The 22,379-nt window shown below is 63.5% G+C and carries 18 protein-coding genes and 1 pseudogene; 9 read left to right on the top strand and 10 right to left on the bottom strand.

Going from position 1 to position 22,379, the window contains the following annotated elements:
* Positions 1–40: 40 nt before the first annotated feature.
* The 4 genes from B0919_RS11830 to B0919_RS11815 form a co-directional block, all read right to left on the bottom strand.
* Positions 41–1,258, bottom strand: coding sequence for an efflux RND transporter periplasmic adaptor subunit (locus B0919_RS11830; protein WP_078012458.1), 1,218 nt, complete (start codon positions 1,256–1,258; stop codon positions 41–43).
* A 102-nt stretch (positions 1,259–1,360) separates the two neighbouring features.
* Positions 1,361–1,630, bottom strand: coding sequence for a hypothetical protein (locus B0919_RS11825; RefSeq protein ID WP_078012457.1), 270 nt, complete (start codon positions 1,628–1,630; stop codon positions 1,361–1,363).
* 420 nt (positions 1,631–2,050) lie between these two features.
* The gene (locus B0919_RS11820; protein ID WP_078012456.1) at positions 2,051–3,418 is read right to left on the bottom strand and encodes a sensor histidine kinase; all 1,368 of its coding nucleotides are present in this window, start codon (positions 3,416–3,418) and stop codon (positions 2,051–2,053) included.
* A 148-nt stretch (positions 3,419–3,566) separates the two neighbouring features.
* Positions 3,567–4,244: a response regulator transcription factor gene (locus B0919_RS11815; RefSeq protein ID WP_078012455.1), complete on the bottom strand. Its 678-nt coding sequence runs from the start codon at positions 4,242–4,244 to the stop codon at positions 3,567–3,569.
* Positions 4,245–4,418: 174 nt separating this feature from the next.
* Between B0919_RS11815 and B0919_RS11810 the strand changes: the two genes are divergently transcribed.
* From B0919_RS11810 to B0919_RS11800, 3 genes and pseudogenes are all read left to right on the top strand, one after another.
* Complete coding sequence (locus B0919_RS11810) at positions 4,419–4,640, top strand: hypothetical protein (RefSeq protein ID WP_078012454.1); 222 nt, start codon at positions 4,419–4,421, stop codon at positions 4,638–4,640.
* A gap of 39 nt (positions 4,641–4,679) precedes the next feature.
* On the top strand, positions 4,680–5,303 hold the full coding sequence (locus tag B0919_RS11805; RefSeq protein WP_078012453.1) for a Crp/Fnr family transcriptional regulator: 624 nt from the start codon (positions 4,680–4,682) through the stop codon (positions 5,301–5,303).
* Between the two features lie 111 nt (positions 5,304–5,414).
* Positions 5,415–5,804 (top strand): annotated as a pseudogene (locus tag B0919_RS11800) (carboxymuconolactone decarboxylase family protein); the annotation flags it as partial.
* Positions 5,805–5,867: 63 nt separating this feature from the next.
* Here B0919_RS11800 and B0919_RS11795 read toward each other — a convergent pair.
* Positions 5,868–6,818: a DMT family transporter gene (locus tag B0919_RS11795; RefSeq protein ID WP_254846561.1), complete on the bottom strand. Its 951-nt coding sequence runs from the start codon at positions 6,816–6,818 to the stop codon at positions 5,868–5,870.
* A 139-nt stretch (positions 6,819–6,957) separates the two neighbouring features.
* On the opposite strand from B0919_RS11795, the gene B0919_RS11790 reads away from it, so the two are divergent.
* Entirely contained in the window at positions 6,958–8,268 is a 1,311-nt protein-coding gene (locus B0919_RS11790) for a replication-associated recombination protein A (protein ID WP_078012451.1), read from the top strand.
* A 54-nt stretch (positions 8,269–8,322) separates the two neighbouring features.
* Positions 8,323–8,889, top strand: a complete 567-nt coding sequence (locus tag B0919_RS11785) for a hypothetical protein (RefSeq protein WP_078012450.1) — start codon at positions 8,323–8,325, stop codon at positions 8,887–8,889.
* Between the two features lie 69 nt (positions 8,890–8,958).
* On the opposite strand, the gene B0919_RS11780 is transcribed toward B0919_RS11785, so the two are convergent.
* Positions 8,959–10,740 carry an RICIN domain-containing protein gene (locus B0919_RS11780; RefSeq protein WP_078012449.1) on the bottom strand — a complete coding sequence of 594 codons (1,782 nt, stop codon included), beginning with the start codon at positions 10,738–10,740 and terminating at the stop codon, positions 8,959–8,961.
* 234 nt (positions 10,741–10,974) lie between these two features.
* Positions 10,975–12,777 carry an RICIN domain-containing protein gene (locus B0919_RS11775; RefSeq protein ID WP_078012448.1) on the bottom strand — a complete coding sequence of 601 codons (1,803 nt, stop codon included), beginning with the start codon at positions 12,775–12,777 and terminating at the stop codon, positions 10,975–10,977.
* 307 nt (positions 12,778–13,084) lie between these two features.
* On the opposite strand from B0919_RS11775, the gene sppA reads away from it, so the two are divergent.
* Positions 13,085–14,857, top strand: a complete 1,773-nt coding sequence (sppA, locus tag B0919_RS11770; protein ID WP_078012447.1) for a signal peptide peptidase SppA — start codon at positions 13,085–13,087, stop codon at positions 14,855–14,857.
* A 100-nt stretch (positions 14,858–14,957) separates the two neighbouring features.
* Positions 14,958–15,800: a purine-nucleoside phosphorylase gene (locus B0919_RS11765; protein ID WP_254846560.1), complete on the top strand. Its 843-nt coding sequence runs from the start codon at positions 14,958–14,960 to the stop codon at positions 15,798–15,800.
* 81 nt (positions 15,801–15,881) lie between these two features.
* Here B0919_RS11765 and B0919_RS11760 read toward each other — a convergent pair whose 3' ends face one another.
* From B0919_RS11760 to B0919_RS11750, 3 genes are all read right to left on the bottom strand, one after another.
* Entirely contained in the window at positions 15,882–16,709 is an 828-nt protein-coding gene (locus tag B0919_RS11760) for a DUF4468 domain-containing protein (protein WP_176133008.1), read from the bottom strand.
* Positions 16,710–16,943: 234 nt separating this feature from the next.
* Positions 16,944–17,789: a DUF4249 domain-containing protein gene (locus B0919_RS11755; RefSeq protein WP_176133007.1), complete on the bottom strand. Its 846-nt coding sequence runs from the start codon at positions 17,787–17,789 to the stop codon at positions 16,944–16,946.
* 49 nt (positions 17,790–17,838) lie between these two features.
* Complete coding sequence (locus B0919_RS11750) at positions 17,839–20,187, bottom strand: TonB-dependent receptor (RefSeq protein WP_078012443.1); 2,349 nt, start codon at positions 20,185–20,187, stop codon at positions 17,839–17,841.
* Positions 20,188–20,744: 557 nt separating this feature from the next.
* Between B0919_RS11750 and fabG the strand changes: the two genes are divergently transcribed.
* Together fabG and B0919_RS11740 are read left to right on the top strand one after the other, a co-directional pair.
* Positions 20,745–21,494, top strand: a complete 750-nt coding sequence (gene fabG / locus B0919_RS11745; protein WP_078012442.1) for a 3-oxoacyl-[acyl-carrier-protein] reductase — start codon at positions 20,745–20,747, stop codon at positions 21,492–21,494.
* Between the two features lie 12 nt (positions 21,495–21,506).
* Positions 21,507–22,274, top strand: a complete 768-nt coding sequence (locus B0919_RS11740; RefSeq protein WP_078012441.1) for a DUF4262 domain-containing protein — start codon at positions 21,507–21,509, stop codon at positions 22,272–22,274.
* The last annotated feature ends 105 nt before the right edge of the window (positions 22,275–22,379 follow it).

Here is a 22,379-nt window from a genome sequence, read left to right as displayed (position 1 = left end):
CCTGCAGGGTGGAGGGTCGCGGCGCCAGGGCGGGCGGCGGTTAGAAAGCGTGCGCGGTTACGGCGCCGCCCCCGCCGGTACGGGGTTGCGGCGCCGGCGCCAGCAGGCTATCCATGCCCACGGGGCGGGGCCGGATGCGCATGCCGTCGCGCGCGTCCTGCACGCCTTCGTACACCACCCGCTCGCCGGGCTGCAGGCCCGATTCAACCAGGTAGAAGTGCGCCAGTCGCGTTTTGGGCACGAAGTGGCGCTGGTGCAGGCGGTTCTGCTGATCCACCACGAAGACGTAGTTTTTATCCTGTAGCTCGAACACGGCCTTCTGCGGCAGCAGCAGGGCATTGTCGACTTCGCTGGCCAGCTTCACACGGCCGGTGGCGCCGTGCTTGAGCAGCTTGTCGGGGTTCTGGAAGCGCGCCCGGAAGGCAATGGAGCCGGTGTTGGCGTCGAACTCGCTCTCCACCGTCTCGATGCGGCCGGGATGCGGGTAGCTGGAGCCGTCGGCCAGAATGAGCTGCACGTCGTCGGCGCCGGCGGCCTGGGCCGTGCCGCTGCGGTGGCGCTTCACGTAGTCGAGGTACTCCCCTTCCGACACGGTGAAGTAGGCGTACACCGCCCGGATGTCGGACACGGTGGTGAGCAGGGTACCGTCATCCACCAAGCTGCCGACTTTCAGCGGAATGCGGTCGATGATGCCGTCGAAGGGCGCGCGTACCTGGGTGTAGCTCAGGTGCAGGCGCGCATCGGACAGGGCCGACTGCCCCTGCGCCACCTGCGACTGGGCGGCTTTCAGCTTGGCCTGGGCCACCTCCAGCTCGGTTTCCGACACGATTTTCTTTTGCACCAGCAGCTTTACCTGCTGCACCTCCAGCGCCGCTACGCGGGCCTCGGCCTGGGCACTCGACAGGGCTGCCTGGGCCTTGGAAAGCTGGGTGCGGAACGGCGCGTCGTTGATGCTGAAGAGCAGCTGCCCTTGCTTTACTTCCTGGCCTTCATCCACGTGGATGCGCTCCAGGTAGCCCTGCACGCGGCCGCGCAGCTCCACGTTGCGCACGGCCTGAATATCGGCCACGTACTTGCGGTAGAGCACCGTGTCCATGGTCACGAGCTGCGTGACGGGCAGCGTGGGCTGTTCCTCGGCCGTGGCAGCCGCGGCCGATTGTTCGGTTTCGCCCTTGGCGGTGCAGCCGGCGAGCAGGGTGCTGCTCAAGGCAGCGGTAGCAAGACTCAGGGAAAGAATGCGGAACAAGGGTATGGTCATGGCGCGATGCCGACGGGGCAGTATCAATCAGGGTAGGCCGCAAAGGAGGCCCGCGGGCATTAGAGCCGCGTGAGAATCAGATTAGAAAAGATTAAAAGCCGGTTAAAGCTTGGCTTCCGCCGTCTGGGTGCGGTGCAGCAGACTTACCAGCACGCTGTCTTTGCGCAGCTGCTCGGCCTGGCAGTGGGCCAGCTGGGTCTGGGCCAGCCGCAGCTCCAGCTCCGACTCGGCCACGCGGGCATCGGCGGCCACGTCGAGGTCGGGCAGAGCGGTGTCGGCCGCCAGCAGCAGGTAGCAGTTCAGGCCGGCCGAGAGCAGCAGCGCCAGCAGCAAGAGGAACGCCGGAAGCTGCAGGCGGTCTTGTTTCTTCATGGGCACAAAGCATCGTTCGGCCACAAAGGAGGCCGACGGGCATTAGAGCCGCGTGAGAACGGGATTAGAAAAGATTAGAAGGGCCACGCCGCGTGCGTGGAAGTGCGAATCGGAGGCCGGCGCAGTCAGGCTCTATGCCACGTATTCAGAACGATTATCGTTGACAGCTTTACAAACCCAAGCTGTAGAAATACTAGCGCTAGAAGCTAGTTTCCCTCCTCAGCTGAGGAGGGGCTAGGGGTGGTTGACCTCGTAGCAGAACGGTGCCAGAAGAACGTCATGTCGAGCGCAGCCGAGACATCTCGCCTGCTGATGCCCGATAATAACTTTAACTTTAGCCTTCCAACCACCCCTAGCCCCTCCTCAGCTGAGGAGGGAAACTAGTTTCTAGCCCTAGACGCAGAACCTGACTACGCCGAGCTACAGCGCTGGCAGTTGCACAGTAGCCGTCGTACCCTGACCCGAAGCCGATTCCACCGTTAGCTCGCCGCCGTGCAGCCGGATGACTTTCTGCGTGATGGGTAGGCCCAGCCCGTGGCCGGTGGCCTTGCGGCGGCCGTCTTCGGCCCGAAACAACGGCTCGTAGATGCGCTGCAGGGCCGCCGGCTCGATGCCAATGCCCTCGTCGCGGACGGTTATCTGCAGGGTGCGCCGGCCCGCGTAGCCGAGCTGCACCGCCACCGGGGCTTCGGAGTACTTGCAGGCGTTGTCGAGCAGATTGAACAGGGCCGTGGTGAGCAAGTACTCGTTGCCGCTGACCATAAAGGGCTCGTCCAGCTCGGGCGGCAGCTCCCCGAAGGCGAGGCGCACTGCCCTACCCGGGTACTTGGCCCGGCAATAGTCCTGCGCCTGCGCCAGGCACTCATCCAGGCGCACGGGGGTGCGGCTGAAGGCCGTTTCGTCGGCGCGGGCCAGAGCCAGCAGGCTGTTCGTCAGCTCGATCAGGCGCCGGATTTCTTCCATGGCCGACTGCATACTGGCCTTGGCTTCGGCGAGGTCCGTGTCGTAGAGCACGGAGGTTTCCAGGGTGCCCAGGGCGTTGGCCAGGGGCGTGCGCAGCTCGTGCGAGGCGTGCGACACGAAGCTCTTGTGCGCCTCAAACGCCTGCTCCAGCCCCGCCAGCATGCGGTTGAAGGTCATGGCCAGCTGGGCCACTTCGTCTTTCTGGTTGCCCTCGTGCACGCGCTGGCTCAGGTTGGAGGCCGTGATGCGCCGCACCTGCCGCACGATGCGCGCCATGGGCTTCAGGGATTCTTCGGCGAAGTACCAGCCGGCTACCACAATGAGGGCCAGGGCGCCGAGGTTGCCGATGAGCAGGATGAGCCGCAGCTTGTCAACCTGCTGAAAGCCTACGTCGTCGTAGCCGCCCACGAAAATGCGGAAGTCGTAGTCGCCGTGGGTGTACACCGCCCCGAGGGTTTCGCGGCCGTTGTAGCGGAAGCTGACCTGCTGCTGCGGCCGGAGCTCGGCCAGGTGCGCCAGGTTGCCGCGCTGGTCGATGTCGTCGTCGCTGGCGTAGAGCAGGCGCCCGTGGGGCGAGTAGATGCTGATTTGCTCGCGCGGCATGGTCAGCAAGTCCCGCCGGCGCACCGTGCGCAGAATGCCGCTGCGCAGGTTGGCGCGCTGAATCAGGATGCGGCCGGTCAGCGCGATTTTGCCTTCCAGCCGGTTGTGAAACTTCTGCTCACGCGTGGCGGCATGGAAGTAGTACACAAACAGCGAAAAGCACAGCTGGATAACGACCACCAGCAGCGTAAAGCGCAAAATGAGCTTGTTACGAATCAGCATTGGTGAATTAATAGCCTACAGGCCGTCATGCAGAGCGCAGCGAAGCATCTCGCTGGATAGTGTTTTCCCGTTGAACATTCGTTGAGTTACCCACCGAACGTCAGCGCGCGAGATGCTTCGCTGCGCTCTGCATGACGTTCTTCTCCTACTAGCCTTCCCGCATCACGTAGCCCATGCCTACCACCGTGTGAATGAGCTTGGGCGAGAAATCCTTGTCGATTTTCTTGCGCAGGTAGCTCACGTACACATCGATGATGTTGGTGTTCGTGTCGAAGTTCAGCTCCCACACGCGCTCGGCAATATCCACGCGGGTGACGGTTTTGCCGCGGTTCAGCAGCAGGTACTCCAGCAGCGAGTACTCGCGGGTGGTCAGGTCGATGCGCTGCCCGGCGCGGGTCACGTACTTGCCGTCGAGGTTCAGCTCCAGGTCGGCCATGCGCAGCACGTGGCGCACGGTGGCCGCGTCGGAGGCGCGTTTGGTGAGGGCGCGCACCCGCAGCAGCAGCTCCTTGAAGGCAAAGGGCTTGACCAGATAGTCATCGGCGCCGGCCTCAAAACCGGTCACTTTGTCGTCCAGCGAGTCCAGCGCGGTGAGCAGGAGCACGGGTACCTGCGCGTCGTGGGCACGCAGGCGGCGGCACAGCTCGAAGCCGTTGACGTAGGGCAGGTTCACGTCGAGGATGACCGCGTCGTAGCGGTTTTGCTCCAGCAACGACTGCCCGATCTGGCCGTCGTAGGCTATTTCCAGCTCGTAGGCCTCGTTTTCAAAGCCTTTTTTGATGAACGAGGCGAGCTTGGGCTCATCTTCTACCAACAGTATTTTCATGCGGTGCAGCGGCGGGGTGGCCGTTCGGGGCCGACAAGGTACGCCCACATACGCGGGCCCGGGCAATAAAGTATCCCCACTCAAACGTTGGGGATGCCACGGCCGTTAAGTATTCTTGGCATACTTCTGGCCCTGCGCCCCGCATCACTTCCCAAACACCGCCTGAGCCTACTGATGAAAGAGCTACTCACCCTGCGCAACCTGCTGTACCTGCTGCTGAGCGGCCTGGTCGTTATCGGCCTCGGCGGCTTTTTCAAAGTCACGCACCTGCACCCCATCATCGCCGACGGCAGCCTGCTGCTGGGCTTGGTGTGCGTGCTACTGGCCAAGGTGCTGCTGCTGACCATGTCGGTGCGCTGGGCCCTGCGCGTGAACCGCGACGCGGTAGCGGCGTAACGCTGCTCGACGTCGGCGGGCCGCGCTTATCTTGGCGGTATGCCAAACGACGCAAGCCCGTACGCGCCCCTGCTGGCTCATATTGCGCGCTACGTAGCCCTTACCGAAGACGAGCAAGCCGCCCTGCTGGCCGAACTTGCCGTGTGCACCTTGCCGCGCAAAGCCTGCCTGTTGGAGCAGGACCACGTGTGCACGGCCAGCTATTTCGTGCTGCAGGGGTGCCTGCGCATGTATTTTATCTCCGACAAGGGCGCCGAGCAAATCACCCACTTTGCCATCGAGAACTGGTGGCTGGCCGACTACACCAGCCTGAGCACCCAAACCCCGTCGCAGTTCTTTGTGCAGGCCGTGGAGCCCAGCACCGTGGCCCTGCTCGACTACCAGCAGCAGGAATCCTTGCTAAGCCGCGTGCCAAAGCTGGAACGCTACTTCCGGCTGATGATGCAGCGCGTGACGGCCGCGGCGCAGATGCGCATTCTGTACCTCTACGGGCAATCGGGCGAGCAGCGCTACCACCACTTTGCCACAGCCTTTCCGGATTTTGTGCAGCGGGTACCGCAGTATATGCTGGCCTCTTACCTCGGCTTCACGCCCGAGTTCCTGAGTAAAATTCGCGCCAAGGCGGCACACCAGGCCCTGCGTAGCCCTTCCAGCGGTTCTTGAACTAGATTAAGGACTTTCGGGCCTCGACGGAGGGACTTTTGTCGCACACTTCAAGCACACCCTGCCATGAATCAGCGACTCAACCTCTAGCAGCTCGAACCCGCCGCCTACCAGGCCATGATGGCCCTGGAAAAATACCTGGCCAGCACCCAGCTCACGCGCGGCCACAAGGACCTGATCAAGATCCGGGCCTCCCAAATCAACGGCTGCGCATTTTGCCTCGACATGCACACCCGCGAGGCCCGGCAGCACGGCGAAACCGAGCAGCGCCTCTACGTGCTCAGCGCCTGGCGCGACACTACCCTGTTTACGCCCGAAGAGCAAGCCATTCTGGCCCTGACTGAGGAAGTTACCCACATCAGCCAGCACGTGTCGGACGCGACTTATGAGCGGGCGGTGGCGCTGCTGGGCGAGAAGTACGTGGCCCAGGCCATCATGGCCGCTATTACCATCAACGCCTGGAACCGCATCGGCATCAGCACCAGGCTGATGCCGGCGTAGTCTGGCATTGCTGCAAGCGTGCTCCCGCCTCGGCGTCTGCCAGGCAGCCGGAACTATGGCCAGTTAATCCTGCACCGGCTCCAGCGGCGCCTTCTCCCCTACCGCTGCTGGCTGCTTGGGCTTCTGGCTCACCAGCCACACCCCCACAAAAATCAGCAGGCCCTGCACGGCGCGGGCCCAGGTGAGCTGGTCGCGGCCCAGGCTCACGGCGATGAGCACCGCCATGATGGGCTGGAGGTAGATGTACACCCCTAGCAGGGCCGGCGAAGCGTATTTCAGAGCCCAGTTGTTGAGCAGGTACGCCACGATGGTGAGCATGAACACCATGTACAAAATATCAACCCAGATGCCCGTGGGCAAGTGGGCGTAGTCGATGGCTAGGGCCTCACGCCAGCCGAAGGGTACCACAATGCAGGCGCCCACCAGAAAGCTGCGCGCCAGCACCGTGAAGGCGTGGTACTGCTTCATAAGCGGGGCCGCCAGCACCAGGTACAGGCCGAAGAAGGTGGCATTGAGCAGAATCATCAGGTTGCCCAGTGCCACAGAGTCGCCTTGCGCCCCTACCGGCCCGCGGCTGAGAATGACCAGTGCTGCCCCCACCCCGGCTACGCCGATGCCCAGGGCACGCAGCAACGTAATTCGCTCGCCGAGCAGCACCACCGAAGCCAGCACTACCACGATGGGCGACACCGTCTGGATCAGCGAGGCGCTGATGGGCGAGGTCAGGTTCAGGCCGCCGAAAAACAGCAGCTGGTTTAGTCCGATGCCCGAAATGCCGCACAGAATGGAGCGCACGGTGTCGGCGCGGCCGGTGATGGGCTTTTTGGTTACCAGCTTATCGAGCAGACCGAAAACCAGGGCGGCCGTCACCACGCGCAGCACCACGATGCCGTTGGGGTGGGCGTAGCGGGGCATCACCTCCTTGGCCAAGGAATAGTTAGCGGCGTAGATGGCCGCCACGGTAAACAAGGCTGCGTGCACGCGCCAGGCGGAAGTCGAGGAAGAATTTGTCAAGCCGTATGGAGGGGAAGCGTACCGTAGCGCAAACCGCAGGTCAGTGAAATTAACTTTGTAGTTCGCGTATTCAGGTCGACTTCGTGCTCCGACAATCGTACTGAATGCGCGAACTACAAAGTTCGCGCTACTTCTGTTCATGGCATCTCTTTTCGACCCGCCCGCCGATCAGCCCCGGCCTGGCGCCCCGCTGGCCGAGCGCCTGCGCCCCCGCACCCTGGCCGAGTACGTCGGCCAGCAGCACCTCGTGGGCGAGGGCGGCGTGCTGCGCCGCTACCTCGACGCCGGCCGGCTGCCCTCTCTGATCCTCTGGGGTCCGCCCGGCGTGGGCAAAACCACGCTGGCTCACCTGCTGGCTGCCCAGCTGAAGCTGCCCTTCGTGGCCCTGTCGGCCATCAACGCGGGCGTGAAAGACGTGCGCGACGTGATTCAGCAGGCCAAGTCGCGCCGCGGCACGCTGCTCTTCATCGACGAAATTCACCGCTTCAGCAAGTCGCAGCAGGATGCCTTGCTCGGCGCCGTGGAACAGGGCATCGTCACGCTCATCGGGGCCACCACCGAAAATCCCTCGTTTGAGGTCATCCCGGCTATTCTGAGCCGGGCACAGGTGTATGTGCTGGAGCCCCTGAGCAAGGAAGACCTTACCGGCCTAGTCGACCGCGCCCTGCGCGAGGACGAAGCTCTGCAGCGCCGCCCGGTGCGGGTGGAAAACTACGACGCGCTGCTGCGCATCAGCGGGGGCGACGCACGCAAGCTGCTCAACCTGCTCGAAATTGTAGTGCAGGCGGCCAAGGCCAACCCCGAAACCGGCGAAGTGGTCATCACCGACGAAGTGGTGCAGCAGCTGGCTCAGCAAAACCTGTCGCGCTACGACAAGGGCGGCGAAATGCACTACGACGTCATTTCGGCCTTTATCAAGAGCATCCGCGGCTCCGACCCCAACGCGGCGCTCTATTACCTGGCCGTGATGCTGGAAGGCGGCGAAGACCCCAAGTTCATTGCCCGTCGCCTGCTCATTCTCGCCTCCGAGGACGTGGGCAACGCCAACCCCAATGCCCTGCTGCTGGCCCAGAGCACCTTTCAGGCCGTCACCGTCATCGGCATGCCCGAGTCGGATATCATCCTGGGCCAGTGCGTAGTGTATTTGGCCACCTCGCCCAAGAGCAATGCCTCCTACCTGGCCATTCGGGAAGCGCGGGCGCTGGTGAAGCAGCAGGGCGTGCAGCCTGTGCCACTACAGCTGCGCAACGCCCCCACCAAGCTTATGAAGCAGTTGGGTTACGGCACCGAGTACCACTACTCGCACGACGGCGAGGGCAACTTCGTGTTCCAGGAGTTCATGCCCGACGCCCTGCAAGGCCACCGCTTCTACACCCCCGGCGACAACCCCACCGAAGCCAAGATGCTGGAGCGCCTGCGTTACTGGTGGGGCGAGAAGTACGGCTATTAATTAAGGGTTCGGGCGGGTTTCAGGGATTTTGTGGACAATTCACGGCAGCCCGTCATGATAGACTTTCAGCACCTGCGTCAGCACCGCACCGACTTCCCGCCCTACTCCTTTTTGGGCAGCGCGGCCGAAGCGGCGGCGTTGCCCGTGGAGCACCAGGCGCAGATTCACTTTCTGGACGCAGAAGCTTCGCGCTTTGTCGACCAGTACCTGGAGGCGTCCTCCATGCAGCGCGGGGCCATGAGCACTGGCAACCCCACGCCGTTTCGCGCCGGCTACTTCCAGCACTTGGAAACGTATTCGGATGATACGCCGGCGGTGCTGAAGAAGTGGCTGTACCGCCGCGGCATCCCGTTCAGCCACTACGTGCTGCTGTACGGCGGAACCAGCCCCCAGAACGTGCTGCTGACCTGGAAGATGGTCATCAAGTACGCCGGGCAACTCTTTCGGGCCCACGACTGGCTGGTATTCGACGAAACCCTGAACGGGGCCTTGTCCTACCACCACGACGGCCTGTTCACCTTCGCCCGCCCCCGCATCTTCGACCCCGAGCCGGAGTACCAGCAGATGTACGCCCAGCAGGAGCTGCAGCTGCGCTACCCGTTTCTGCGGTTTCCGTACTGAGCCGGCTCAAGCAACGCGGCCCCCCGGTATTCCGGACGGGGCCGCGGGGGCGGCGGCAATTGCCGGGGCTTACTTCACCACGGTATACTCCCAGTGGAAGCTCAGGGCGGTGAAAAAGTCTCCCTTCTGGTGGCCCGAAATGCCGGTCAGCCGGGCATTTACCGCGTCGTCGAGGCCGGCTTCGAAGTACGAGGGGTGGCTGACCTGGCCGGCGCTAATCACGCGGCCCTGGTTGGTTTCGATGGTGAGCTGCTCGATAACATCCCACTGGTGGCCGCGCACGTTGGTCACGTACTCGCCCACGTTGAGCAGCAGCTCCTGCTGGGTGCCGGCGCAGGAGCCCACCCGCAGGCTTTGCCCGTCGGTGTAAGTCAGGTGCAGGCCGCTCAGGTAGCCGTGGGGCTGGTTGCCGGGGTGGGTAAACAGGGTAATGGAGCGCAGCGTGCCGGCTAGGGCGCCAAAGGCCGGGCTGTCGGGCCGGGCGAAGGGGCCTACCACCACGGCCTTCAGCTGCGCGGAGGGCTTGTTGGCGGTGCCCACGTAGGGCCAGAGGTAGGCCGGGGCCAGCAGCACGTCCAGCTCGGCCTCGAACTGGGCCTGCACCTGGGTTTTGCGGTGGGCCAGCACCTGGGCCATGATGGGCTCGTTGCTGCGGTCGTGGGTGGTGGAGCTGCGGCTGCGCCAACTGCGCTGCTGCTGCCAGCCGTCGTAGCTGTCGGTTACCCAGTCGCGGCGCCACAGCTCCACAATCCGCGTGCGCCCGCCCCCACTTTCGCGGCCTTCCTCGCTGCCCCGGCTGATCTTGCCCAGCCGCCATTGCACGGCCTTCGCGCGGGCCTTGGTTACGGCCCGGCCGAACTCCTCGATGGCGCCCTGCAATTCCCGCAACGCTTCGGCCTTGCCCAGGGCCATGCGGTTCGCGTCTTTCTCGTCCGGGTGCAGGTCTTCGTAGTTGATGTATATCTCCAGACGCAGGGCCAGCAGCAGGGTGCCCCAGGCCACGAGCAGGGGCAGCACGCTGATGCCTTCCTCCTCGCGCTTGAAGCGGGCTTTCACAAAGTTGGCCGCCATGAGGGCCCCGTGCAGCTTTTCCCGCCGGTCGTTGGGCTGGTGAGTCCGCTCGACCTCGTCGAGTATGTCTTTGGCGCCTTCCAGGGCTTCTTTCAGTGAGGCAATGTGCTCCTGTTTGAGCAGCTGCTTCACGCGCTGCTCCACGTACTGGGTCATCTGGTTCCAGAAGTCCTGGTCGTGGCCATCGGGCCAGAACACGCCCAGCGCGCCCTTGAACAGCCCGCCCACCTTGGGCACGGCGCCCGTCAGGCCCATGACCACGTCGCGCAGCAGGTCGCTGTACTGGCGGAAGGGCACCGTTTCGTGGGGCAGGTAGTCGGGCGAGGCCGGCACGATGCGGAACAGTTGGTAGTCGCGCTGCCCAAGGTTGGGGTTGAGGTGGTTTTGCTGAATGTCCTCCCAGCTGCGGCCGGCGCCGGCCACTTCCAGCGTCTGCCCGCTGTGGGCCGGGCGCAGGTAGTAGTACCCGTCGCCGGCGTAAGCCAGGCGGAAATGCTGGTTGGGTGCCCCGCCGCCCCAGTCCCACTGTAGCAGCTTGGCCCCAGCCGCCTGCGACTCCCGCTCGATGTCCCAGTACTTGTCGCAGTACACCACGTGCACCCAATGCTCCCCGTTGCCGGTGGGGTCCAGGTGCACCTGCTGGCCGACGTGGTTGAGGTAGGCGTCCTGCTGCTGAATATGCAGGCCGCGGTGCCGGTCGTGGCGCTGCGGCCCCAGCGGGCGGCGGCTGTGCTTGGGAATGATGACGTAGGGACGTTGAGGCTGCGCTTTAAAAGCCATGGTCAGGTGGGGTTGGAGTGAAGTGCATACTAGCCCTTTGAACCAACACTAACACAATTACATATTCGATTTTTCATATTAAACACCTACCTGTTCCAGCAAGGCCAAGCTGCCCGCACCGTAGCATCCGCCGCGCCTGGGCAGCTTTCCCGCTTCCGCCCCGGCGGCCCGAAACGCGCGGCCCCGCCCGGACTAACCGGGCGGGGCCGCGCGTTTCGGGCCGCCGGGGCGGGTCTACTTCTGCAGGAAGTACTTCCAGTGGAAGGTCAGCGTGTTGATGAGGTTGCCCTGGTAAGTGCCCGAGATGCCCACCAGCCGGGCATTCACCGCGTCGTCGAGGCCGGCCTCGAAAAAGGTCCCATCCCCCATGCGGCCGCCCTCGATCAGCCGGCCGTGGTTGGTTTCCAGCATCAGGCCTTCCACCTGGTCCCACTCGTAGCCGCGGGCGTTGACAATGTACTCGTCCCTGGCCAGCTCCAGCTTGGCCTGGCGGCTGCCCGGCACGCCGTAGGTGTGCTCCACGTTGTCGATGTACGTCAGCTTCAGGCCGCAGACGAACGGATGCTCGTCGCTCCAGCAGATAACCACTTTGCGCAGGCCGCCGGGTTGCATGTCGAAGGCAGTGCCGCCCGGCCGGACGCCGAAGGGGCCCACGGCCACGGTTGTGGGCTGGGCGGAGGGCCTGATCGGCTTGGAGGGGTCCATGTAGGGCCAGAGGTAGGCCGGGGCCAGCAGCGCGTCCAGCTCGGCATTGAACTGGGCCCGCACCCGCGCCTGACGGGCCAGTCGGGCGGCGGTGATGTTGGCCTGGCTGTTCGGGTCGCCGGCTACGTCGGGTCTGTAGTTGTAGGTGGTATTGCCGCGGTCCATGCGCCAGCCGTCGTACTCGTCCACCACCCAGTCTTTGCGGTAAAACTCGGTGACGGTGATGTTGCCCGAGTCGAAGTCGCGCGAAGACTCGCTGCTGCCCTGCTTGATGTAGCTCAGGCGCCACTCCAGTGCCCGCTGGCGACTGTGTGCTACCCCGGCCACGTACTCCTCGATTTCCTCCCGCAGAAAGACTAACTCATCGGCTTTGCCGGCGGCCTTTTGCTCCGCGGTCTTGTCCGGAAACAGCGTCTCGTAGCCCTGCACCATCTCGGCGCGCAGCGTCAGTACCAGCGTGCCCCAGGCGGCCAGCAGCGGCAGCACGGTCACGCCTTCCCGGTCGCGCAGGAAGTCGTACTCGTCGCCCGTGGCCTCCGAAATGGCGGCAATGAGGCGCGTGCCCTTCACGTCGACCTCGGTGGTGTTCAGGAACTGTCTGGTTTTTTTGCGGATGCCGGCCAGATGCCCGTGCAGCTTGAGCATGTTTTCCTGCAGCAGCAGCTGCTTCATGCGCTGCTCCACGTACTGGGTCATCTGGTTCCAGAAGTCCTGGTCGTGCCCATCGGGCCAGAACACGCCCAGGGCCGCCTTGGCCCCGCCCCCGATGGTGGGAATCAGGCCGGTGACGCCCAGCACCAGGTCGCGGAGCTGGTCGCTGTGCTTGTGGAAGGTGCGCACCTCGTTGGAGAGGTAGTCGGCCGAAACCGGCACCACGCGAAACAGCTGATGGTCGCGGCCGCTTACCGGGGCCAAGTTGCCCTGCTTGATAACATCCTGGCCGTGGGTGGCGCCGGGCACTTCCAGCACGCGGCCGCGGGCGTGCACCGGGCGCAGGTAGTAGTACCCGTCGCCGGCGTACATGAAGCGGAACCGCTGGTTAGGCGACTCCTGCCCGCCGCTGTCCTGCATGTGCCACTGAATCAGACTGGCGCCGACCTCCGGCGAGACGCCCGCAATGGCCCAGTACAGATTGTCGTAGGGCAGGTACACGTGGTACTCGCCGCCCCCGTTTTTCTTGAGCTGAAACTGCTGGGCGGGGTTATTCTGGTAGGGTTCCTGCTGCTGAATGGTATTGCCGGGCTGCTTTTGGTGGTGGGTGGGCGCCAGCGGCAGGTTGCTGTGCTTAGGGATGATGACGAAGGAACGGTCGCCGGGAACGATAAATGTCATGCACTTAGGTGAAAATAGGTGGAAGGCGTTCCGGCAAGCTATGAAAAACCAAATCGTATATGCCTAATGCCATACACTAAATATTCGCCGCCTTCCACGGCACGCCGCGCCCGGTGTCGGCAGGGCGGGCCGCTTTCACGCCGCAGAACTGCCCGGTTGTCGATTAAGCCGGCACCCCGACCAAAAGCCTGCCTTACTTTGACCATCGGCAGCACCCGACGGCCCCACCCCGGATAGGCCCGGGCGCCCCGCCACCAAAACCCGCCTATTTTTGTTACCTGACCGCTGATTCTCTTTTCTCTCCGCAATGCTGCAATTTCTTAAGTACGTACTGGCCACCATCGTGGGGCTGGTGCTCTTTTCCCTTGTCGGCTTCGTGATTTTCGTCGGCATCGTGGCGGCCATCGGTTCGTCCTCCGACGAGGTGACGGTGGCCAGCAACTCCGTGCTGGAGCTCCGGCTCGACAAGCCGCTGACCGAGCGTAAGCAGGAAGCTGAGTTTTCCGTGTTTGGCGGCAGCGGCTCCTCCATCGGGCTGAACGCGCTGAAAGACGCCATCCGGCGCGCCAAAACCGACGACGACATCAAGGGCATCCTGCTGAACCTGGACGTGGTATCGGGCGGTATGGCCTCGCTGGAAGAAGTGCGCGACGCGCTGCTGGACTTCAAGAAGTCGGGCAAGTTCATCGTGGCCTACCACGAAACGGGCTCCGAGAAGGGCTACTACCTCTCCTCGGTGGCCAACGAGGTGTACCTGCACCCGCAGGGCCTGCTGGAGTTCAACGGCCTCTCGTCGGAGGTGTACTTCTACAAGCGCCTGTTCGACAAGCTCGGGGTGGAGCCCTTCATCTTCCGCGTGGGCTCGTTTAAGAGCGCCGTGGAGCCGTACTTCCGCGAAAACCTGTCGGATTCGGCCCGCTACCAGACGGTGTCGTTCCTGAACTCCATCAACGACCACACCGTGCAGCAGATTGCCGCCGCGCGCAAGCTGCCGCTGGCCCGCGTGAAGACGGTGCAGGACTCCATGCTGGTGCACAACGCCGAGGACGCCAAGCGCTACGGGCTGGTGACCAAGCTCGGCTACTACGACGAGGTGCTGGACTACCTGCGCCGGCAGCTGAAGCTGGACGCGGATAAGAAGCCCAGCCTGGTGAGCCTGAGCACCTACGCCAAGGCCGAGAAGGACGACGAAGAGAAAGTATCGGGCAACAACCGTATTGCCGTGATTTACGCCGAGGGCGACATCGTGGGTGGCAAAGGCGGCGAGGAAAGCATCGGCGGCACCAAGTTCGCCGAGACCATCCGCAAGGCCCGCATGGACAACAAGGTGAAGGCCATCGTGCTGCGCATCAACTCGCCCGGCGGCTCGGCCCTGGCCTCCGACGTGATTTACCGCGAGGTGATGCTGGCCAAAAAAGAGAAGCCCGTCATTGCCTCCATGTCGGACGTGGCTGCCTCCGGCGGCTACTACATTGCCATGGGCTGCGACACCATCGTGGCACACCCCAACACGATTACCGGCTCCATCGGCGTGTTCGGCGTGCTGCCCAACCTCGGCCCGCTCCTGTCCGATAAGCTCGGCATCACCGTGGACCGCGTGACCACCGGCAAGTTCAGCGACATTCCGACGGTGACGCGCCGCCTCACGCCTTTCGAGCAGCAGCAGCTGCAGCACGAAGTAGAGCGCACCTACGCCGACTTCACCAGCAAAGCCGCCATCGGCCGCCACATGCCCGTAGAGCGCCTGCGTCGCCTGGCCTCGGGCCGGGTATGGTCGGGCACCGAAGCCAAAGACCGCGGCCTGGTGGACGTGCTCGGCGACTTCGACGACGCGCTGGCCATTGCCGCCCGGCGCGCCGGCCTGAAAGAAGGCGACTACCGCATTCAGGCCCTGCCGCGCCGCAAATCGGCCTTCGAAAGCTTCGTGGGCATGTTCACCGACGGCAGCTCGGAGGAAGCCGAAGCCCGCATGCTGCAAAACAAGCTCGGCCCGCTGTTCCCCGTCTACCAGCAGTACCACGCCGTGATGCAGATGCAGGGTGTGCAGGCCCGCTTGCCCTACGAGCTGACGATTCAGTAAGCCGCGCCGTGCGTACCGGGAGCTGACGTTAATCAGCTGCATGTTCGCGCCACAGCGTTACTTTTGCCGCGCCGCCGACACCAGTCGGCGGCGCTTTTTTATGCACCTCCCCGCCGCCCAACAGATGCAGCAGCTCCGCGAAGCCGCCGCCTTTATTCAGCAACAAACCCAGCAGTTCCAGCCCGAATTTGGCATCATCCTCGGCACCGGCCTCGGGGCCCTGGCCAAGGAGGTGCAGGTGGAGCACAGCCTGAGCTACGCCGACATTCCGCACTTCCCCGTCTCGACGGTGGAAAGCCACGCCGGCCGCCTGCTGCTCGGCACGCTGGGCGGGCGCCGTGTGGTGGTGCTGCAGGGCCGCTTTCACTACTACGAGGGCTACACCATGGCGCAGGTGGTGTTTCCGGTGCGCGTGATGAAGCTGCTGGGCATCCGGAAGCTGTTCGTGAGCAACGCCGCCGGCGGGCTGCACCCCGACTTTGCCATCAGCGACCTGATGCTCATCGACGACCACATCAACCTGCAGCCGACCAACCCGCTGGTGGGCCCTAACCTGGACGAGCTGGGCCCGCGCTTCCCCGATATGTTCGAGCCCTACGACCACCAGCTGCTGGCCCAGGCCGAATCGGCGGCGCGGGAGCTGGGCTTCGGCGGGCGCGTGCGCTGCGGGGTGTACGCCTCCCTGCCCGGCCCGATGCTGGAAACGCCGGCCGAGTACCGCTACCTGCGCACCATCGGCGCCGATGCGGTGGGCATGAGCACGGTGCCCGAGGTCATTGCCGCCCGCCACATGGAGCTGCCGGTGCTGGCCATTTCCGTCATCACCGATCAGGCCTCGCCCGCTCACCTGAAGCCCGTCAACATCCAGCACATCCTCGCCGCCGCTGCCGACGCCGAGCCGCGCCTCACCGCGCTCATCAAGCGCGTGGTGGAGCAGCAGTAGTTGCGCCCGTTTTATAACGCCGACGCCCGGCCGTACCTGCGTGGTACGGCCGGGCGTCGGTGCTTTGGCAGAGGCGGCTTTCTAAAAGTCGCTGGCATCCTGGCCTTTTTTCGGGGCCATAGCGTCCATCAGGCCGGAAGTCAGGGTGAAGGCGTCGCGGCGGGTTTCCTGCCGGATAAAAGTCCAGCGCTTTTCTCCGCCCGATACGCCGGCCGGATTGTCCTGTTCCAGTGGGCCGCCCTTGCCTTGCGCGTTGCCAGCGGCGAGCGTGGCCGGTACGTATTCGAAGTCGGTGAGCACGTATTTGTAGCGCCCATCCTTGATGTAGAGCGTGAGCGTGTGGCGCACAAAACCCGGTGCAATCATGGTCAGGGTCCGCTCAGTGGGCACGATGGTGGCGCCTTTGCCCACCAGGCGGCCGGCTTCCTTGTCGTGCATCTGAATCACGGCGTTGGCCGAGCGGTAGGTTTTGGCCATCCACTCGTAGGCGCGGGTGTACAATTCGTCCTTGTTCACGCCGGGCACTTCCACCACGCCCTGGTAGGTGTAGTGCTGGGTGTTGGCATCAATCGGGAAAGCCTCCGTGGCGGCCTTTTCCTGGCCCTGGTACAGCACGGGGCTGAAATCGAGCAGGCTGCTGGCCGGGGCGTAGTAATAGTACTTCTGCCCCTGCACCTTCCGCTCGATGACAGCCCAATTCTTCCCCTTCGAGCCTACCACATCGGCCTTGCTGCCGGCCGGCAGGGTAATGGTCGATGCCCGGGCGGTGTCTTCGGGGTAAGCGTACAAAGCCAGGGCCTTGGAGCCCACCAGATAGGTGCGGGGCTCGAAGCTGGCCGTGGGTTTCTGGGCGTAAGCGGTGCCCAGCGTGGTAAAGGATAGAATAGCCAGACAGTACAGGTGGCGCACGGCGGTAATCGGGAACTGATGAGTGAACGGATGGCGGGGCAATAACGGCCGGAGCGTTGCGCCAACGCGGTTGAACAAGTCAAGCCGCGGGCCTCAACGCTGTTTGGCTATAGTACCATCTGCAAAGCTAAGCGGCTGATAGTGGATTACAAGAAAGCCTTAAACGCAGGGGCGGCAGCCAAGCCGTGCCCAGGCACCACTCAGCTGCCGCCCCACGGCTATCTGGTCCAGCCCTTACCGCACGATAAATCGGCGCCGCTGGTAGTTCAGGATGGCAAACACGCCCAGCCCGCCTTCCACCGTGCTCTGCACCGCCGCCGGCTGCCCGAAGGGGTTGCCGTTGGCCGATTGCGCGTCGTCGATGGAGCGCAGGAAGCGGTAGTAGGGCTGATCGAGGTGGTAGAGGGTGACAAACAACGTGTCCTGCTCCTCGAACTCGTAGCCGGTGCCCAGGGTCACGGCCTGCCCGTCGAGCAGGCGGTCATCGGGAAAGTACTCCGCCTCGGGGTTGTTGCCCACGTTGCTGCGGTGCACCTGAAAGCGGTAGTAATCGGCGGAGCCGGCCGGGTCGCGGAACTTGGTCAGCACGAGGGCGCGGCGGGCATCGCCGGGCTTGTCGTTGAACTGCCACTCCACCGTGTCGATGGGCACGGTGGCGGGCATGGTGGCCGAGCCCGTGACGCGGCGGCCCTGCGTGTCGCGCACGTCGAGGCGGTAGGTGTCGCCGGGGCGGATGCTGAGGCGGCGCCGGCCGCGGTGGGTGTACACCTTGCGGCTGCCGTTGTTCTGACCCGGCTGGAAGCGCAGCGTGTCCACCTGCCCGGTGGGCCCGGTGAGCAGCACCGTCACGTCGGTGAGTACGCTGGGGGCGGGCGCGCTCAGGTAGGCCACGGTTTCGCTCACCAGCGCCTGCGGCAGGCGGCCGTCTTCGAGGTAGCACTCCACCACCAGCTGCGGCGGGTAAGCCGGCAGCTCCACGTCCACGTCCTTCTGCAACCCGCAGCCCGACAGCAGGCCGCCGGCAAGCAGCGCGGCGCCCAGCCAGCGTTGCGGAACGCGGCCAAGAAGGCGCACTTGCATGTTGTTCTGAATCCGTTTCATCCGTTCAAACATCCGTTTCAATCCGCGGTCAGAATTTGAAGTTGTAGGTGAGCGAGGGAATCACCGGGAACAAGGACACCTGCCGGGCCCGGTAGCGAATCACCTGCTTGGTTTCCTTGTCCTTCACCTCGTCGATGTAGATGAAGTAGGGGTTGCGGTGGTTGTAGGCGTTGTAGATGCTCAGCGTCAGGTCCGATTCGCCGCCCAGCCGGCGCCAGGGCTTCAGCTTGTACACCACGCCCAGATCGAGGCGGTGGTAGCTGGGCAGGCGGTAGGAGTTGCGGTCGGGGTAGATGGGCACCACCTGCGGGTCGTGGCCGAACACGTCCTGCACCCCGATGCGGGCCGCCGGCAAGGTGGTAGGGTTGCCGGAGGTGTACACAAAGGAGCCGGTCAGGTTGATGCGCGGGTTGAGCTTGTGCAGCAGCACCAGCGTGAGGTTGTGACGGCGGTCATAGGTGGGGAAGAAGGCGCGGCCGCCGTTGATGCCGTTGGTGCCGCGCTGGGGCTCAAACTCGCGCTTGGTCCAGGCCAGGGTGTAGCCCAGCCAGCCGGTGGTCTTGCCGTCCTTTTTCTCCAGGTAGATTTCGTTGCCGTACGACCAGCCGCGACCGAACAGGAACTCCGCGTCCAGCTCGGGATTCACGAACAGCTGCGCCCCGTCGCGGAAGTCGATCTGGCGCTGGGCCCACTTATAGTACACCTCGTCGGTGAGCAGCAGGTGGCCGCCGGCCAGCAGCCAGCTTACGCCCGCCGACACCTGCTGGGAGCGTTGGGGCTTCACCGACAGGCGCGAAGGGTACCAGATATCGGTGGGCAGCGAGGCGCCGGAGTTCGTGACCAGGTGCACGTACTGGTACATCAGCGCGTAGCTGGCCTTCAGCGTGGTTTTGGGCGAGAGAGTGTAGCGCGCGGCCACACGCGGCTCCAGCCCGCCGTAATCGTTGCGGCCCGAGCGGAAGCCCGTCAGGCGCAGGCCATAATCCACGGCCAGCTTATCGGTGACGGAGTAATTGTCGGCGGCGAAGAGGCCCCCCTCCTGCCCGTCGTATTCCACGTCCTGCCCGATGTTGAGGCTGCCATCAGTGGCACCGGCCTGCAGGCGACCCACCCCGAAGTGGTGCAGCGTGGCGCTGCCGCCGAAGCGCACCACGTGCTTGCCGCCTTCGGGGCGCCACTCCCAGTCGGAGCGCAGGTTGTAGTCGCGGATGTTGCTGCCCAGCCCGAAGCTGAACTGGTCGAGCTTGTTCTGAATCTGGTAGGTGTAGTACGACCAGGTGGCGGTGGTATTGGTGAACAGGCGCGGATTGAACACGTGGCTCCAGCGCCCGGTGGCCGAGCGGTTGCCCCAGCTGAAGTCGAAATTGAAGCCGCGGGTGGAGTTGAAGCCGAACACGTCGTTGCCAAAATATCCGCTCACAAATACCTGATCCTTATCGGTGAGCTGGTAGTTGGCCTTCAGGTTCAGGTCGTAGAAGTAGTAGTCCGGGATGGGGTTATACTCCGGGTCGTCCTCGTTGAGCTTGTTGATCTGGCGCGTAAACACGTCGAAGTAGGTGCGGCGAGCGGCCACGATAAACGAGCCTTTGCCCTTCTTGATGGGCGCTTCCACCGCCAGGCGCGAGGAAATCAGCCCCAGCCCGCCGGATACGCCCACCGAGTCGCGGCTGCCCTCGCGCAACTTCACATCCACCACCGACGAGAGGCGCCCGCCGTACTGGGCCGGGAAGCCCGATTTGTAGAGGTCGACGGACTGCACCACGTCGGAGTTGAAGGTGCTGAACAGGCCGAACAAATGGTTGGGGTTGTACACCACCGCATCGTCGACGAGGAACAGGTTCTGGTCGGCCGAGCCGCCGCGCACGAACAGGCCGCTGGTACCCTCGCCGCCGTTTTGCACGCCGGGCTTGAGCTGCAGGGTCTTCAGGATGTCGACCTCCCCGAACAGGGCCGGCAGCAGCTTGGCCTCGCGGGCCGTGACGCGCTCCACGCCCATCTGGGTGGTTTGCAGCTTCTGCTCCAGGGTGCCCGAGCCCTGAATGACCACCTCCTGCAACTCCGTGCCGCCGGTGGGCAGCACGATATTCAGCTGCTGGTTGGCGCGCAGCGTGATGTCCTGGGTTACGCTCTGATAACCGATAAACGAGGCCTGCACCGCGTGGCGGCCGGCTGGCAGACTCAGTTCGTAACGGCCTTCGGGGTCGGTAGCGGTGCCCAGGCCGAGGCGCGGCACGGCCACGTTGGCGCCGGGCAGGCCGGTACCATCGGTGCCGCGCACGGTACCGCGCAGCAGGTAAGTGGTTTGGGCCAGCACGGCCAGCGGCATCAGCAACAGCCACGTAGCCAGCGCAAACCGGAAAGAGAAAAAACGAACCATGGAGGGTGGAAAAGCCGGCGCAAAGGTCGGCAGGTAGTTTCAGCCAAACGCCGCAACGAACCGAATAGTTTGAGCCGATTAGGCCGGAAAAAGTTGTATTAATCAGGTTTTAATGCGCACGGATGCTCCCGGCAGCAGGAGCCTTGCCCGGCTCCCGAAGTATACCTGATGCTCATCTTTCCGCAGGGCGAGGCGCGTGGCGTCAGCAACGACGCCGTTCAACGGGGTGGGGCTGCTCCGCTTGCGCTGCGCAGCCCCACCGCCAGCAGCCCGGGAGACCGGAGTCAGCTAGTGGGGCCAGAATTATCCAAGCTACCGGCTAACAGCCAGTTGCCTTGATTATCGAAGCTGTTTAAGAACAGTCATGTCGAGCTTGTCGAGACATCTCGCGTGCTGATGCCCGATAGTAACCTGACTCGTTCAACGAGAGGAATACTACCCGAGCGAGATGTCTCGACAAGCTCGACATGACGGCCCAGGGTCTTCCGGAACAGCTTCATCGTCTACAAAATCCGTGAAATCCGAAAAATCCGCGGAAATCCGTGATTTTTGTCTTTATGACCAAACTGCTCGACGGAAAAGTAGCGCTGATTACCGGCGCTTCGAAAGGAATTGGCCGGGCCATTGCCCAGCATTTTGCCCAACTGGGCGCTCAGGTGGCCTTCACCTACCTCTCCAGCGTGGAGAAAGGCCAGCAGCTCGAACAGGAGCTGGCCACTTTCGGCACCAAGGTGAAGGGCTACCGCTCCGACGCCTCCGACTACCAGCAGGCCGAAAAGCTGGTGGACGACGTGGTGACGGAATTCGGCAAGCTCGACGTGCTCGTCAACAACGCCGGCATCACCAAGGACGGCCTGCTGATGCGCATGAGCGAGGAGCAGTGGGACCAGGTGCTGAACGTGAACCTGAAGTCGGTGTTCAACCTGACCAAGGCCGCCACCAAGCCCATGATGCGCGCCAAAACGGGCAGCATCATCAACATGACCTCGGTGGTGGGCATCAAGGGCAACGCCGGCCAGGCTAACTACGCCGCATCCAAGTCGGGCATCATCGGCTTCACCAAGTCGGTGGCGCTGGAGCTGGGCTCGCGCAACATCCGCTGCAACGCCATTGCGCCGGGCTTCATCGAGACGGAAATGACCGGCGAGCTGGACCAGAAAGTGGTGGACGAGTGGCGCAAGGCCATTCCGCTCAAGCGCGGCGGCACCCCCGAGGACGTGGCCAAAGCCACCGCCTTCCTCGCCTCCGACGACTCAAGCTACATCACCGGCCAGGTGCTGCAGGTAGATGGCGGCATGCTGACCTAAGAAGCATCGTTTATGACCACGCCGGAGGAACACGCAGCGCACAACGCGGAAGCGGAAAGGCAGATCTTGCACGACGTGCAGGAGCACGGCTTTTTCGTGGCGTTGTTCCACGGCGATGGGTATTCACCGGGCTTTGCGTACACCATCGGCCTGTTTCAAACCTATGGTTACCCTGAGCTGATATGTTTTGGGCTCGGCCACGAGCTAATGCATTCGCTGTTTTGGGAAGCCAAAAGATTGTTTGACGAACAGCCGCAGCCGGACTTAAACGTCGGTCACCCCGGATTTCTGGAAGGCCACGACGTTCGGTTCTTAGTTGTCGACAAAGCCTGCTATGCCGATTACTTAGGCTACGGAATGTGGTTTTACAACGGCCGGGACTTTCCCGCGCTGCAGCTTGTGTGGCCCGACCAGCAAGGCTTGTTTCCGTGGCAGGACGACTTCAAGGCCGATTGGAAGTTCCTGCAGCCTCTACTCGACCGCGACCTGGACTTCAAGTTTCGGGAAGAGCGGAACTTGGGCGTTTTCACCACACGGCAAGTCCTGGAAGGTCTACCCGTACTGCGCGTATCGCACGATACAGATGGAGACTGGCAATTCCTGTGTACCACAACCGCTGAAACGGAAGACCTGAGAATTGTTGCTTTGGAAGAAATCCTAAAGCGTGACCCCAGCCTCAATGAGCTTTATCAGCTCAATTATGGTTGGTCGGCTTGGCGGGAGACGCCGGAGCACGAGTGGGAAACCTGGGAGCAAGCGGCAGACGAAGACACGGAATAGTCTGTATCGCCACGAATTCAGGTGTGCCTTCTTGTTTTCCACCTGCCAGCCCGGCCTGCTGACCTAGGCCTACGAACCGCAGTGCCAAGCCGCAACGCGAACGAG

Source organism: Hymenobacter sp. CRA2 (assembly GCF_002007105.1).
GTDB lineage: Bacteria > Bacteroidota > Bacteroidia > Cytophagales > Hymenobacteraceae > Solirubrum.
This window is presented reverse-complemented; position numbering and strand designations above follow the sequence as displayed.